Here is a 15,195-nt window from a genome sequence, read left to right on the forward strand (position 1 = left end):
CCGGGATGGGGCGGGCTGCTGGAGCCCGACGGCGGTCCGCCCCCGCACACACACTCACCGGCGTGTTACGTTCCCCACATGTCCCAGCCCGTGAAATCCGCCCGTCCGAACCGGACGTCCTCCGACGGCACCGAGAGCGCAGGTTCCCGCCGCGCCGCCGCCCAGCGGCTCAGCATGCGCCGCAAACTGGCCGCCGCCGCGATGGAGTTGTTCGCGACGAAGGGATACGAGGCGACGACGGTCGACGAGATCGCGGCGGCCGCCGGGGTCGCCCGGCGCACCTTCTTCCGGCACTTCCGCTCCAAGGAAGAGGCGATCTTCCCCGATCACGACGACACCCTGGTGCGGGCGGAGGCGGTGCTGGAGGCCGCTCCGCCGCACGAGAACCCGCTGGACACGGTGTGCCGGGGCATCAAGGAGGTCATGAAGATGTACGCGGCCTCCCCGGCGGCCTCCGTGGAGCGCTACCGGCTGACCCGGGAGGTACCCGCCCTGCGGGAGGCCGAGATCGCCTCCGTGGCGCGCTACGAGCGGTTGTTCACCCGCTATCTGCTGGGCCACTTCGACGAGGGGGCGCACCAGGCCGGGGACGACGATCCGCTGCTGGCCGAGGTCGCGGCGTCCGCGGTGGTCACCGCGCACAACCACGTGCTGCGGCGCTGGCTGCGCGCGGGCGGGCAGGGCGATGTGGAGGCCCAGCTCGACCACGCCTTCGCGATCGTCCGGGAGACCTTCGGGACCGGCATCGGGGCCGGCCGGACGGAGACCGAGCGGAAGCCGGCCGCCACCACCTCCACCGACGGCGAGGTGTTGGTCGCGGTGGCGCGCACGGACGCGCCGCTGGACGAGGTCATGCGGACCATCGAACGGGCCTTGAAGAAGAGCTGAGCGCACACGACTGAACACTTTGCGGCGGTTGCCCCTGTTTGGGGCGGCCGCCGCCGCTCGTATGTGCACGGCGTGCGACAACTGTTTGAAACTGCTGGCACCCAGTGTCTTGAACCATGGCACGCCGTGCCATACCTTGAAGGTGTCCGGGCGGCCGGCGCACTGACCCGAGCGTCGTGCGTCGGCTGTCCCCGCAACACCCGCGTTGCGCGCCCGGACGCCTGCGTCACAGGCACCCTCAAGCGCCCCACCCCGCGCACGCCGAGCATCACCTCCGCCGAACCGACGGCACACACCCAGCACCACCCACACCGTCATCGACCCCAGCGTTCCCTCAAGCGTTCCCCACGCTTCGCCGGAGGCCCCAAGTGAACGAGATCCTGGACGCGATCCTCGCGACCGACAGCACGCCAGCGGACATCGCGGCCCTTCCCCTGCCCGAGTCGTACCGCGCGATCACCGTGCACAAGGACGAGGCCGAGATGTTCGCCGGCCTCTCCTCGCGGGAGAAGGACCCCCGCAAGTCCCTGCACCTGGACGAGGTCCCCGTCCCCGAGCTCGGCCCCGGCGAGGCGCTCGTCGCCGTGATGGCCAGCTCGGTCAACTACAACTCGGTGTGGACCTCGATCTTCGAGCCGGTGTCGACCTTCGCCTTCCTGGAGCGGTACGGCAAGCTCTCCCCGCTCACCAAGCGGCACGACCTGCCGTACCACGTCATCGGCTCGGACCTGGCGGGCGTGGTGCTGCGCACCGGCCCCGGCGTCAACGCCTGGCAGGCCGGCGACGAGGTCGTCGCGCACTGCCTGAGCGTCGAGCTTGAGTCGCCCGACGGCCACGACGACACCATGCTCGACCCCGAGCAGCGGATCTGGGGCTTCGAGACCAACTTCGGCGGCCTCGCGGAGATCGCGCTGGTCAAGACGAACCAGCTGATGCCGAAGCCGAGGCACCTCACCTGGGAGGAGGCCGCGGCCCCGGGCCTGGTGAACTCCACCGCCTACCGCCAGCTGGTCTCCCGCAACGGTGCCGCCATGAAGCAGGGCGACAACGTCCTGATCTGGGGCGCCAGCGGCGGACTCGGCTCCTACGCCACGCAGTTCGCGCTGGCCGGCGGCGCCAACCCGATCTGTGTCGTCTCCTCGCCCCAGAAGGCGGAGATCTGCCGTTCGATGGGTGCCGAGGCGATCATCGACCGCAACGCCGAGGGCTACAAGTTCTGGAAGGACGAGCACACCCAGGACCCCAAGGAGTGGAAGCGCTTCGGCAAGCGCATCCGCGAACTCACCGGCGGCGAGGACATCGACATCGTCTTCGAGCACCCCGGCCGCGAGACCTTCGGCGCCTCCGTGTACGTCACCCGCAAGGGCGGCACCATCACCACCTGCGCCTCGACCTCGGGCTACATGCACGAGTACGACAACCGGTACCTGTGGATGTCGCTGAAGCGGATCATCGGCTCGCACTTCGCCAACTACCGCGAGGCGTACGAGGCCAACCGCCTGATCGCCAAGGGCAAGATCCACCCGACCCTCTCCAAGACGTACACCCTGGAGGAGACCGGGCAGGCCGCCTTCGACGTCCACCGCAACCTCCACCAGGGCAAGGTCGGCGTGCTCTGCCTGGCCCCCGAGGAGGGCATGGGCGTGCGCGACCCGGAGTTCCGCGCCCAGCACATCGACGCCATCAACCGCTTCCGGAACATCTGAGCCCGAGGAACGACACCCAGATGACTGAGCGTCAGAAGGATCGTCCGTGGCTGATGCGGACGTACGCCGGGCACTCCACGGCCGAGGCGTCCAACGAGCTGTACCGGCGCAACCTCGCCAAGGGCCAGACCGGTCTGTCGGTCGCGTTCGACCTCCCGACGCAGACCGGCTACGACCCCGACCACATCCTCGCCCGCGGCGAGGTCGGCCGGGTCGGGGTCCCGGTCGCCCATCTGGGCGACATGCGGCGGCTGTTCCAGGACATCCCCCTGGAGCAGATGAACACCTCGATGACCATCAACGCGACCGCCATGTGGCTGCTCGCGCTGTACCAGGTCGTCGCGGAGGAGCAGGGCGCCGACGTCCGCCTGCTCCAGGGCACCACGCAGAACGACATCGTCAAGGAGTACCTGTCGCGCGGGACGCACGTCTTCCCGCCCGGCCCCTCGCTGCGGCTGACCACCGACATGATCACGTACACGGTCAACAACATCCCCAAGTGGAACCCGATCAACATCTGCAGCTACCACCTGCAGGAGGCCGGGGCCACGCCGGTGCAGGAGATCTCCTACGCGATGTCCACCGCGATCGCCGTGCTCGACGCGGTGTTCGCCTCCGGGCAGGTGCCCGAGGACCGCAAGGGCGACGTCGTCGCCCGGATCTCCTTCTTCGTGAACGCGGGCGTCCGGTTCATCGAGGAGATGTGCAAGATGCGGGCCTTCGGCCGCATCTGGGACCAGATCACGCGTGAGCGGTACGGCATCGAGAACCCCAAGCAGCGCCGCTTCCGGTACGGCGTCCAGGTCAACTCGCTCGGCCTGACCGAGGCGCAGCCGGAGAACAACGTCCAGCGCATCGTGCTGGAGATGCTGGCCGTCACCCTCTCCAAGGACGCCCGCGCCCGGGCCGTCCAGCTGCCCGCCTGGAACGAGGCGCTGGGCCTGCCCCGCCCCTGGGACCAGCAGTGGTCGCTGCGCATCCAGCAGGTGCTCGCGCACGAGAGCGACCTGCTGGAGTACGAGGACATCTTCGCCGGAAGCCACGTCATCGAGGCCAAGGTCGATTCGCTGGTCGCCGACTGCCTGGCCGAGATCGACCGGATCCAGCAGATGGGCGGCGCGATGGCGGCCGTCGAGTCCGGCTACCTCAAGTCCGAGCTGGTCTCCTCGCACGCCGAGCGCCGGGCCCGCATCGAGGCCGGCGAGGAGAAGATCGTCGGCGTCAACTGCTACGCGTCCACCGAGCCCAACCCGCTCACCGCCGACCTGGACACCGCCATCATGACGGTCGACCCGGCCAATGAGGCGCGGGTCGTCGCGGCCCTGGACCGGTGGCGGGACGACCGGGACGAGGCTCGTGCCCAGGAGGCGCTGTCGGCGCTGAAGAAGGCCGCGGCGGGCGAGACGAACCTCTTCGCCGCCACCCTGGAATGCGCCCGCGCCGGGGTGACCACCGGCGAGTGGTCCTGGGCGCTGCGCGACGTCTTCGGCGAGTTCCGCGCGCCGACCGGGGTCAGCAGCGCCCCGGTCGCCGTCACCGCCGAGCCCGGCACCCCGCTCGCCGCGGTGCGCGAGAAGGTCGAGCGGACCGCCGCCGACCTCGGTTCGGGCCGGCTGCGGCTGCTGGTCGGCAAGCCCGGCCTGGACGGGCACAGCAACGGTGCCGAGCAGATCGCGGTGCGCGCCCGCGACGCCGGCTTCGAGGTGATCTACCAGGGGATCCGGCTCACCCCCGAGCAGATCGTCTCGGCGGCCGTCGCGGAGGACGTGCACTGCGTCGGCCTGTCCATCCTCTCCGGCTCGCACGACGCCCTGGTACCGGACGTGCTGCACCGGATGCGCGACGCCGGCGCCGGTGAGGTGCCGGTCATCGCGGGCGGGATCATCCCCGCCGCCGATGCCGCGGCGCTGCGCGAGGCCGGAGTCGCCGCCGTCTTCACCCCGAAGGACTTCGGCATCACTGAGATCATCGGCCGTATCGTCGACGAGATCCGGAAAGCGAACAAGCTCGACCCCCTGGAGGTCCCCGCATGACTGAGATTGCCGCAGGCCCGGTGAACCGGCTGCGTCCGCGCCGCTCCTGCCTCGCCGTTCCGGGCAGCAATCCGCGCTTCCTGGAGAAGGCCCAGGGCCTCCCCGCCGACCAGGTCTTCCTGGACCTGGAGGACGCCTGCGCGCCGCTCGCCAAGGAGGGCGCCCGGCACACCATCGTGGACTTCCTGAACAAGGGTGACTGGACCGGCAAGACCCGGGTGGTGCGGGTCAACGACTGGACCACCCACTGGACCTACCGGGACGTGATCACGGTCGTCGAGGGCGCCGGCCAGAACCTCGACTGCATCATGCTGCCGAAGGTCCAGGACGCCCAGCAGATCGTGGCGCTGGACCTGCTGCTGACCCAGATCGAGAAGACGATGGGCTTCGAGGTCGGCAGGATCGGCATCGAGGCGCAGATCGAGAACGCCCAGGGGCTGAACAACGTCAACGCGATCGCCCAGGCGTCCCCGCGTCTGGAGACGATCATCTTCGGCCCGGCGGACTTCATGGCCTCCATCAACATGAAGTCGCTGGTCGTCGGCGAGCAGCCGCCCGGCTACCCGGCCGACGCCTACCACTACATCCTGATGAAGATCCTGATGGCCGCCCGCGCCAACGACCTCCAGGCGATCGACGGCCCGTACCTCCAGATCAAGAACGTCGACGGGTACCGCGAGGTGGCCGGCCGCGCCGCGGCGCTGGGCTTCGACGGCAAGTGGGTGCTCCACCCCGGTCAGGTCGAGGCGGCCAACGAGGTCTTCTCCCCCTCCCAGGAGGACTACGACCACGCCGAGCTGATCCTGGACGCCTACGAGTGGTGCACCTCCGAGGCGGGCGGCAAGAAGGGCTCGGCGATGCTCGGCGACGAGATGATCGACGAGGCCAGCCGGAAGATGGCGCTGGTGATCGCGGGCAAGGGCCGCGCCGCCGGCATGACCCGGACCAGCAAGTTCGAGGCGCCTTCCGCCTGACGGCGGATCCGCAGGTCGGGCCGCGACGCTACACCCCCATCCCAGGCCCCGCAGGGGCCTGGGATAGCACCCCGGAGGGACGCATCACATGCAATTTGGTCGCACTTACGAAGAGTTCACCGTCGGTGACGTCTACAAGCACTGGCCGGGGAAGACGGTCACCGAGTACGACGACCACCTCTTCTGTCTGCTCACCATGAACCACCACCCGCTCCACATGGACACCAACTACGCCGAGAAGACCACGGACTTCGGCAAGAACGTGGTGGTGGGCAACTACATCTACTCGCTGCTGCTGGGTATGTCCGTGCCGGACGTGTCCGGGAAGGCGATCGCCAACCTGGAGATCGAGTCGCTGCGGCACGTGGCGCCGACCTTCCACGGCGACACCATCTACGGCGAGACCACCGTGCTGGACAAGACGCCGTCGAAGTCCAAGTCGGACCGCGGCATCGTCTACGTCGAGACCAAGGGCTACAAGCAGGACGGAACCCTGGTCTGTGTGTTCCGGCGCAAGGTCATGGTGCCGACCGCCACGTACATCAAGGAGCGCGGCGGGGAGCAGCCCGGCCGGCCCCAGCTGCAGGAACGGGAGAAGTGAGATGGGGCGTCTCGCGCAGACCGAGGGCCTGACGGACATCCAGCAGGAGATCCTGCGCACGGTCCGTGACTTCGTCGACAAGGAGATCCTGCCGGTCGCCACCGAGCTGGAGCACCGCGACGAGTACCCGACGCAGATCGTCGAGGGCCTCAAGGAACTCGGGGTCTTCGGGCTGATGATCCCCGAGGAGTACGGCGGGCTCGGTGAGTCTCTTCTCACATACGCGCTGTGCGTGGAGGAGATCGCCCGCGGCTGGATGAGCGTCTCGGGGATCATCAACACCCACTTCATCGTCGCCTACATGCTCAAGCAGCACGGCACGCAGGAGCAGAAGGACTACTTCCTGCCGAAGATGGCGCTGGGCGAGATCCGCGGCGCGTTCTCGATGTCGGAGCCGGCGCTGGGCTCGGACGTCTCGGCGATCAGCACCAAGGGCGAGCGGGACGGCGACGAGTTCGTCCTCACCGGCCAGAAGATGTGGCTGACCAACGGCGGCACCTCGTCGCTGGTGGCCGTGTTGTGCCGGACCGACGAGGGGCTGTCCCCCGAGGAGGCCGCCGCCAAGCCGCACAAGTCGATGACCACCTTCCTGATCGAGAAGGAGCCGGGCTTCGGCGAGGTCAGGCCGGGACTCACCGTCCCCGGCAAGATCGACAAGATGGGCTACAAGGGCGTCGACACCACCGAGCTGATTCTGGACGGAGTGCGCATTCCGGCCGATCGGGTGCTCGGCGGGACCACCGGGCGCGGTTTTTACCAAATGATGGACGGCGTAGAGGTCGGCAGGGTCAACGTGGCCGCTCGTGGCTGCGGCGTCGCGCAGCGTGCCTTCGAGCTGGGCGTTGCATACGCACAGCAGCGAACCACCTTCGGGAAGCCGATCGCCCAGCACCAAGCCATCCAGTTCAAACTGGCCGAAATGGCGACAAAGGTCGAGGCCGCCCACGCGATGATGGTCAACGCTGCCCGGAAAAAGGACTCAGGCCAGCGCAATGACCTCGAAGCGGGCATGGCCAAGTACCTGGCCTCGGAGTACTGCAAAGAGGTCGTGGAAGACGCCTTCCGCATCCACGGCGGCTACGGATTCTCCAAGGAGTACGAGATCGAGCGCCTCTACCGCGAGGCCCCGATGCTTCTCATCGGCGAAGGCACCGCCGAGATTCAGAAAATGATCATCGGACGACGGCTACTGGAGGAGTACCGCCTCCAGGGTTAAATGTCCCATTCGGGATGGTATCGGCGAGAACAAGATCACACCCCGCAAGCGGATGTGAGCCACCGACTGGCCTTGGCGCTTGCCCAGTTACCGCTCGCAACCGATACCATCCCGGAAAGCCGCCGTCCCCATTTTCGCTACGCGGCATCCTCCGCACGAAGGTCATCCATGCCCCACAGCCATTCCTCTGCACAACGCGACAGCCTCCTTGGCGTACGCCTCGCGCGCGGAGCATCGCCGTGGCTCCTCCCGACCGTCGCCACGGCGGCGGTCAGCCTCACGGCCGCTCGTGCCCGTCGCTCCGGGCGCTGGGCCGCCCTCGCCGTGCCCACCACCGCGCTCGCGGCGGGCATGCTGTGGTTCTTCCGCGACCCTGAGCGAGAGATCGCCGAAGGACGCGTCATCTCTCCGGCCGACGGCGTGGTGCAGAGCATCATGCCGTGGAAGGACGGGCGCACCCGCGTCGCGATCTTCATGAGCCCGCTGAACGTCCACGTCAACCGCGCGCCGCTGGCCGGCACGGTGACCTCCGTCGAGCACATCCCCGGCGGGTTCGTTCCGGCGTTCAACAAGGAGAGCGAGAACAACGAGCGGGTGGTCTGGCACTTCGACACCGAGCTCGGTGACATCGAGATGATCCAGATCGCCGGTGCCGTGGCCCGCCGCATCGTGCCGTACATCCCGCAGGGCACCAAGGTGGAGCAGGGCGAGCGCGTCGGGCTGATCCGTTTCGGCTCGCGCGTCGACATCTACCTCCCGGAGGGGATCGAGGTCGCGGTCGAGGTGGGTCAGCCCACTGTGGCGGGGGTGACTCGTCTTGACCGTGCTTGATCCCGACACCCAGGCCACGACCTGGGTCCCGGAGGCCGAGGTCGACGCCGATGACACGGACGAGATGCCGCTGTCCACGCGGCTGTCGATAGCGGACACCCTCACGCTCGGTAACGCCACGTGCGGGTTCATGGCGGTGTACTTCACCACCACCGGCGTCCTCATCCCGCACCTCACGGGCAACGAGGACGGCGGCATGACCCGGCACAGCGCCGCCACCGCGGTCATGCTCATGCTGCTGGCCTCGGTCTTCGACCTCTTCGACGGACTGGTGGCACGGAAGCTGCGCAGTTCGGCGATGGGGGCCGAGCTGGACAACCTCTCCGACCTGATCAGCTTCGGGCTCGCCCCGGCGTACTTCGTGCTGGTCTGGGGCATGGTCACCGACGGCGCGCATCAGCGGGTGTCGGCGCTGGCGGGGATCGTGGTGCTGCTCGCGGTCGTCCTCAGACTTGCCAGATTCTCCTGCGTGACGATGAAGGACGGCATGTTCCAGGGCATGCCGAGCCCGTTCGGCGCGCTGACCGTGGTCTCCGTGGTCCTCCTGGGCCTGCCGTTCGTGCCGACGCTGCTGGCGATCGTGGGCGTGGCGTGGCTGATGGTGAGCCGCGTGGAGTACCCCAAGCCGCGGGGTCGGCTGGCGGTGGCCATGCTCAGCTGGATCGTCACCAGCATGGGACTGCTGGCGGCCTGGGCGTTCGAGGCGCCGGGCGGTGAGCTGCTGCTCCAGACGGCGTGCTCGCTGCAGCTGGTGATGGGCGCGGTCATCCCGCTCTTCGCCACCGCGCGGCGGGTGAACACCTTCCGCGACAACCGGCGCGAAGCGCGAGCCGCGCAGCTGCCGTAAGGGACGGTACGGCGGGCCGGATACATCCGGTGGGCCAGGGCGATCGAGATCGATCACCCTGGCCCACCGCGTTTTCCGGGCCTGCGGGGTTTCTCAGGGCCCCGGCGTGCTTCGGCCCAGACCTCAGGCCAGGTGGTCCGCCGCCAGGCGCTCCGCCGCGCGTTCCAGCAGGGCTCCCGCCTCCGCCATACAGCGCTCCGGGTCGGGCTCCAGCTCCAGCAGGGCGTAGGCCCGCTCGATGCCCGCCGCGGTGAGCGCGGGCTGCTCGATGGCCAGCCTGCCGCAGACGGCCAGCACCCGCTTCCCCTTGGCGCGCGCGGCGGCCGCCACGCCGGCCGGGGCCTTGCCGTGCAGCGTCTGCTCGTCCAGCGAGCCCTCGCCGGTGATCACCAGATCCGCCCGCTCCAGCGCCGGGCCGAAGCCGAGGACGTCGAGCATCACCTCGATGCCGGGGCGGAAGGACGCGCCGAGGCCGACCAGGGCGCCGTAGCCGATCCCGCCGGCCGCGCCCGCTCCGGGGGCCTGGGCGTGGGCCGCGGCCTGCGGGCCGGCGGTCTCCTCCAGGATGTGGGCGTAGTGCGCCAGGGCGGCGTCCAGGGCGGCCACATCCGCGGGTGAGGCGCCCTTCTGCGGGCCGTACACCGCGGGGGCGCCCTTGGGCCCGGTCAGCGGGTTGTCCACGTCGCTGGCGAGGATGATCTCTGTGCCGGCGAGCCGCGGATCCAGAGCGGACAGGTCGGCGGTGGCCAGCTCGCGCAGCGGGCCGCCGCCGGGCCCGACCGGTTCCCCGGAGGCGGTCAGGAAGCGGGCGCCCAGAGCGCTGAGCATGCCCGCGCCGCCGTCGGTGGTGGCGCTGCCGCCGACACCGAAGACGATGGTGCGGGCGCCCGCGTCGAGGGCGGCGCGCAGCAGCTCGCCGGTGCCGTAGGTGGTGGCGCTCAGCGGGGCGAAGACGCCCGGCGGCAGATGGCGCAGGCCGGACGCCTCGGCCATCTCGACCACGGCCGTGGTCCCGCGCAGCGCGTACGCCGCCGTCACCGGTTCGCCGAGCGGGCCGGTGACCCGCGCCTCGGCGCGCCGGAAACCGGCCGCCACGGCCGCGTCGACCGTGCCGTCGCCGCCGTCGGCGACGGGCAGCGCCTCGACCCGCAGCGAGCGGGTCGCGCCACGCCGCAGCCCGGCGGTGACATGCTCCGCGACCTCGACGGCCGTGAGCGAGCCTTTGAACTTGTCCGCGGCGATGAGCACACGCGTGTCCGTCACCTTTGCTACCCCTTGCTGTTTCACAGGAGTCGCGCCGCTGCGAGCCTATACGGCCCGCCCCTCACCCACCACCACCCGCGACGGAAGCCTTACAGCCGGAAGAGCTGGTCGGGGGCGGCCGCGCCGCTTTCGAAGTCCAGCAGCCGGCGCTTGCGCTCCAGGCCGCCGCCGTAGCCGGTGAGGCTGCCGGAGGCGCCGACGACGCGGTGGCAGGGGACGATGATGCCGATCGGGTTCTTGCCGTTGGCCAGGCCCACCGCGCGGGAGGCGGTCGGCCGGCCCAGCCGTTCGGCGAGCGTGCCGTAGGAGATCGTCTCGCCGTACGGGATGTTCCGCAGCTCGTTCCACACCCGCTGCTGGAAGGGTGTGCCGGCCAGGTGGAGCGGCAGGTCGAAGTCGGTCAGCTCGCCCGCGAAGTAGGCCCGCAGCTGGCGGATGGCCTCGGCGAACGGGGTGTCGTCCGGCGGGCCGAAGGTCTCCTCGGCCGGGCGGTGGCGCTGGTCGGTCATGTAGAGCCCGCTGAGGACGGAGTCGGTGGCGACCAGGGTGAGGAGGCCGTAGGGGCTGTCGATGACGGTGTGGACGCGCATGGTCCCTTCCGGGTGCTCTGCCGGCCGGCGTGCCGCCGGCCGGCGTGCTGCTGGGTGTGGGCCGCTCGATGGGGCGCCGGGGGACGCGGTCACCCGGGCAGGTGGTTGATCGGGTGGTCGGCGGTGGCCCAGAGGTACTGGACAGCGTAGGCGCGCCAGGGGCGCCAGGACGCGGAGTGGCGGGTGAGCGCGGCGGGGGTGGCGGGCAGGCCCAGCTCCCGGGCGGCCCGGCGCACTCCGAGGTCGGTGGCGGTGAAGGCGTCCGGGTCGCCGAGCGCCCGCATCGCGATGATCTCCACCGTCCAGGGGCCCAGTCCCGGCAGCGCGGCCAGCCGGCGGCGCGACTCCGCCCAGTCGCTGCCGACGCCGAGGGTGAGCGCCCCGGTGGCGAGTTCGCGGACCAGTCCGGTGAGGGTGGTGCGCCGGGCGACGGGCATGGCGAGTATCGGAGGGGCCGCGGAGCGACCGTCAAGGGTGGTGGTGGGCTGGGGGCACCTCCCAGCGGTAGCTGGGGGAGGGAGGGCGGGGTCCAGATCCGCCAGGGTGTGTGCGGTCGGGAAGAGGTGGGTCAGTCCGCCTTCCGGGTCGTCCACCGGGTCGCCGTGCGCGGTCACCAGCCGGGCCGCCAGGGTACGGGCGGCCGCGATGGACACCTGCTGGCCCAGCACGGCCCGTACCGCGAACTCCTCGGCGTCCACCGTGCGCGGTACCCGGCGCCCCGGCGCCTTGGCCACCAGCGGCGCGAGGACCGGGTCGGCGCCGAGCGCCTCGTCGACGGCCTCCGGGTCGGCGTCCAGGTCGAGCAGGCGCCGGCACCGGCTGATCGCCCCGGCCAGGTCCCGCAGATCGGTGAGGAAGAGCCGGCAGGCGATGTGGTCGGGGTGCGGGCGCAGCGCGGCCACGCCCCGGCCGTAGGGCAGGCGCAGGGTGCGGCGGTACGCGCCGTCGCGCCACTCCTCCACGCCGGGGACGGCGGTGGCGGCGAGGTGGCCGAAGAGGTTGTCCGGGCACAGCGGCGCGCGGTACGGCAGGCGCAGGCTGAGCACGCCGGGCGCGGCGGCCGCGGCCTTGCCGCCTGCGCGGGCGCGCAGCTCGGTCGGGGAGAGGGCGAAGACCTCGCGCACGGTCTCGTTGAAGGCCCGGACGCTGGCGAAGCCGGCGGCGAAGGCGATGTCCGTCATGGGCAGCGCGCTGGTCTCGATCAGCAGCCGGGCGGTCTGGGCGCGCTGCGCGCGGGCCAGGGCCAGTGGGCCGGCGCCCAGTTCGGCGCGGAGCTGGCGCTCGATCTGCCGGGTGCTGTAGCCGAGGCGGCCGGCGAGACCGGGGACGCCCTCCCGGTCGACGACGCCGTCGGCGATCAGCCGCATGGCGCGGGCGACGGCGTCGGCGCGTTCGTTCCAGCGCGGCGAGCCGGGTGTGGCGTCCGGGCGGCAGCGCTTGCAGGCGCGGAACCCGGCCTGCTGGGCGGCGGCCGCGCTGGGGTAGAAGGTCATGTTCTCGACCTTGGGCGGGACGACCGGGCAGCTGGGGCGGCAGTAGATGCGGGTGGTGAGGACGGCGGTGAAGAACCAGCCGTCGAAGCGGGCGTCCTTGGACCGCACGGCCCGGACACAGCGGTCGTGGTCGGTGTGCATGGCTTAAGCATCGGGCACGGACGGGGCGGGGACTGGCGGAAATCCGACATGGCCGTGGCGGGACCGAGCGCTCGGCCGAGGACCTGGAAAGCCGTGACTGCCAGCGGGAAAAGGGCTCGACGGCGGGCGCGCGCGGCATCGGCGGTGAGCTCGGCGACCCGTCACACGCCCTATGGTGGACGCCATGGCTTCAGCGTCCGGCCCCGCCGCCTCCACGATCCGCATCGTCTCCCGGTCCTCCCCCATGGCCCTGGCCCAGGTCGAGCGGGTGCGCGCCGAACTGACCGCGCTGCACCCGGGAATCCGCACCGAGGTGGTGCCGGTGACGACCTCCGGCGACCGGTGGATGGGTGACCTCGCCGCGCTCGGCGGGAAGGGGGCGTTCACCAAGGAGGTGGACGCGGCGCTGGTGGCGGGCGAGGCCGATCTCGCGGTGCACTGCGTGAAGGACGTGCCCGCCGACCGGCCGCTGCCGGCCGGCACGGTCTTCGCCGCGTACCTCAAGCGCGACGACATCCGTGACGCGCTGGTGCACCCGGGCGGGCTGACCCTGGACGAGCTGCCCGCGGGCTCCCGGATCGGCACCTCCTCGGTGCGCCGCAGCGCCCAACTGGCCATCTCCCACCCGCATCTGGAGTGCGTGCCGATGCGCGGCAACGCCAACCGGCGGCTGGCGAAGCTGGACGCGGGCGAGTGCGACGCGCTGCTGCTGGCGGCCTCCGGGCTGGAGCGGATCGGGGAGACCGGCCGGATCAGCGAGGTGCTGTCGGTGGACGTCATGTGCCCGCCGATCGGTGCCGGGGTGCTGGCGTTGCAGTGCCGGGAGGACGACTCCGCGACCATCGAGGCGGTGTCCGGGCTCGGGGACGCGGACGCCTGGCGCGAGATCACCGCGGAGCGGATGCTGCTCCACGTGCTCCAAGGACACTGCAACTCGCCGATCGCGGGCTTCGCGCGGGCCGAGCGGGACGGCCGGCTCTCCCTGCGGGCCCGGGTCTTCACCCCGGACGGCAAGACCGTGCTGGACGCCCACGAGTGGGCCGGGCCGCTGGACCCGGCGACGCTGGGCACCTCGGTGGCGGTGGCGCTGCTGCGCCAGGGCGCGCGGGAGTTGATCGACCGCATCCCGCACTGAGCGGACCTGGCCCGCGGTTCGGTGGGGCGGGGTGGTCCCCGGTCAGCGTGTCGTGCGCAGCCGGCGCCAGACCGCGCGGGCCGCGTGGTGCCCGGACATGCCGTGCACCCCGGGGCCCGGCGGGGTCGCCGAGGAGCAGAGGAAGACGGCGGGGCGGGCGGTGGCGTACGGGACCCGGGCGAGCTTGGGGCGCAGCACGGTCTGCAGCCCCGCGAAGGCGCCGCACGCGGTGTCGCCGCCGACGTAGTTGGCGTTGCGGGCGGCCAGTTCCGCGGGGCCGGCGACGGCGCGGGCGAGCACCAGGTCGCGGAAGCCGGGAGCGAACCGCTCGATCTGACGCTCGATCACTTCGGTGGCGTCGCCGGTCCAGCCACGCGGCACATGGCCGTACGCCCAGAAGGTGTGCTTGCCGGCCGGGGCCCGGGTGGAGTCGATCAGGCTGGGCTGAGCGGTGATCAGGAAGGGCACGGACGGGTCGGCGCCGCCGACCGCCGCGCGCAGGGCGGTCTCGATCTCGCCGCTGGTGGGGCCGATGTGGACGGTGCCGGCGCGGCGGGCCTGGGCCGCGGTCCACGGCACCGGCCCGTCCAGGGCGTAGTCGATCTTGAAGACGGCGGCGCCGTAGCGATAGCCGCGGTAGGCGTCGCCGAGGCCGGCGATCCGGGCCAGGGCGGTGGGCGAGGTGTCGAAGACATAGGCGCGGGCCGGCGGCAGGTCGTCCAGCCTCTTGACCTCGAATCCGGTGTGCACCGCGCCACCGTGGTCGCGCAGGCAGCCGCCGAGGGCGTCGGAGATGGCCTGCGATCCGCCGCGCGGCACCGGCCAGCCGACCTCGTGCGCGGCGAGCGCGAACATCAGGGCGATGCCACCGGTGGCCAGGCCGGTGGTCGGCGCGATGGCGTGCGCGGCGAGGCCGGCCATCATGGCGCGCGCCTTCTCGTCCCGGAAGCGGCGGGCGAGCCAGGTCAGCGGCTGCGCGGCCAGCAGGCCGAAGCGGGCCCAGGTGACCGGGTCGCGCGGCAGGCCCAGCCAGGGGGCGCGCAGGATGTCGGGGGCCAGGGTGGGCCAGCGGCCGAGGAAGGGCGCCAGCAGCCGGCGGTAGTGTCCCGCGTCGTGCGCGCCCAGCGAGGAGGCAGTCTCCCCCACCGAGCGGGCCAGGACGGCGGCGGTGCCGTCCGGGAAGGGGTGCGCCATCGGGAGTTCCGGGTGCAGCCACTCCAGGCCGTGCCGGGCCAGCGGCAGGTCGGCGAAGGCGGGTGATCCCACGCCGAGCGGGTGCACCGCGGAGCAGGGGTCGTGCCGGAATCCGGGGAGGGTCAGCTCCTGGGTGCGCGCACCCCCGCCGATCGTGTCCTCGGCTTCGAAGACCTCCACCGCCAGGCCGCGCCGGGCGAGTTCGACGGCGGCGGTCAGGCCGTTCGGTCCGGCTCCCACCACCACCGCGTCGAGCATCGCCGCCACTTCGGTCCTCCTCGCC

The 15,195-nt window shown here is 71.4% G+C and carries 13 protein-coding genes; 9 read left to right on the top strand and 4 right to left on the bottom strand.

The window, feature by feature from the left end; genetic code table 11:
* Window positions 1–78 precede the first annotated feature (78 nt).
* From AC4BDD_RS05390 to pssA, 8 genes are all read left to right on the top strand, one after another.
* Complete coding sequence (locus AC4BDD_RS05390) at window positions 79–888, top strand: TetR family transcriptional regulator (RefSeq protein WP_490689812.1); 810 nt, start codon at window positions 79–81, stop codon at window positions 886–888.
* Window positions 889–1,256: 368 nt separating this feature from the next.
* A complete protein-coding gene (gene ccrA / locus AC4BDD_RS05395) occupies window positions 1,257–2,594 on the top strand; it encodes a crotonyl-CoA carboxylase/reductase (protein WP_490689813.1) in 1,338 nt (445 codons plus the stop codon).
* Between the two features lie 20 nt (window positions 2,595–2,614).
* Window positions 2,615–4,627 carry a protein meaA gene (locus AC4BDD_RS05400; RefSeq protein WP_490689814.1) on the top strand — a complete coding sequence of 671 codons (2,013 nt, stop codon included), beginning with the start codon at window positions 2,615–2,617 and terminating at the stop codon, window positions 4,625–4,627.
* Window positions 4,624–5,601 (top strand): HpcH/HpaI aldolase/citrate lyase family protein, encoded by a 978-nt coding sequence (locus tag AC4BDD_RS05405; RefSeq protein ID WP_490689815.1) that lies wholly within the window; start codon window positions 4,624–4,626, stop codon window positions 5,599–5,601. Before AC4BDD_RS05400 ends, AC4BDD_RS05405 begins: the two co-directional genes overlap by 4 nt.
* A gap of 88 nt (window positions 5,602–5,689) precedes the next feature.
* Window positions 5,690–6,202 carry a MaoC family dehydratase gene (locus AC4BDD_RS05410; RefSeq protein ID WP_490689816.1) on the top strand — a complete coding sequence of 171 codons (513 nt, stop codon included), beginning with the start codon at window positions 5,690–5,692 and terminating at the stop codon, window positions 6,200–6,202.
* 1 nt (window position 6,203) lies between these two features.
* On the top strand, window positions 6,204–7,418 hold the full coding sequence (locus AC4BDD_RS05415; RefSeq protein ID WP_490689817.1) for an acyl-CoA dehydrogenase family protein: 1,215 nt from the start codon (window positions 6,204–6,206) through the stop codon (window positions 7,416–7,418).
* 168 nt (window positions 7,419–7,586) lie between these two features.
* Window positions 7,587–8,249 (top strand): phosphatidylserine decarboxylase, encoded by a 663-nt coding sequence (locus AC4BDD_RS05420; RefSeq protein WP_490691673.1) that lies wholly within the window; start codon window positions 7,587–7,589, stop codon window positions 8,247–8,249.
* Entirely contained in the window at window positions 8,236–9,096 is an 861-nt protein-coding gene (gene pssA / locus AC4BDD_RS05425) for a CDP-diacylglycerol--serine O-phosphatidyltransferase (RefSeq protein WP_490689818.1), read from the top strand. Before AC4BDD_RS05420 ends, pssA begins: the two co-directional genes overlap by 14 nt.
* A 123-nt stretch (window positions 9,097–9,219) precedes the next feature.
* Here the strand turns inward: pssA and AC4BDD_RS05430 are convergent, their stop codons facing one another.
* From AC4BDD_RS05430 to AC4BDD_RS05440, 3 genes are all read right to left on the bottom strand, one after another.
* Entirely contained in the window at window positions 9,220–10,344 is a 1,125-nt protein-coding gene (locus tag AC4BDD_RS05430) for a glycerate kinase family protein (protein ID WP_490691674.1), read from the bottom strand.
* Between the two features lie 104 nt (window positions 10,345–10,448).
* A complete protein-coding gene (locus tag AC4BDD_RS05435; RefSeq protein WP_490689819.1) occupies window positions 10,449–10,949 on the bottom strand; it encodes a methylated-DNA--[protein]-cysteine S-methyltransferase in 501 nt (166 codons plus the stop codon).
* A gap of 89 nt (window positions 10,950–11,038) precedes the next feature.
* Window positions 11,039–12,583, bottom strand: coding sequence for an AlkA N-terminal domain-containing protein (locus AC4BDD_RS05440; RefSeq protein WP_490689820.1), 1,545 nt, complete (start codon window positions 12,581–12,583; stop codon window positions 11,039–11,041).
* Between the two features lie 184 nt (window positions 12,584–12,767).
* On the opposite strand from AC4BDD_RS05440, the gene hemC reads away from it, so the two are divergent.
* Window positions 12,768–13,718, top strand: coding sequence for a hydroxymethylbilane synthase (gene hemC / locus AC4BDD_RS05445; RefSeq protein ID WP_490689821.1), 951 nt, complete (start codon window positions 12,768–12,770; stop codon window positions 13,716–13,718).
* A 42-nt stretch (window positions 13,719–13,760) separates the two neighbouring features.
* Here the strand turns inward: hemC and AC4BDD_RS05450 are convergent, their stop codons facing one another.
* Window positions 13,761–15,179 (bottom strand): phytoene desaturase family protein, encoded by a 1,419-nt coding sequence (locus AC4BDD_RS05450; RefSeq protein WP_490689822.1) that lies wholly within the window; start codon window positions 15,177–15,179, stop codon window positions 13,761–13,763.
* Window positions 15,180–15,195: the final 16 nt, after the last annotated feature.

This window comes from Streptomyces sp. JLBT605 (assembly GCF_058215555.1).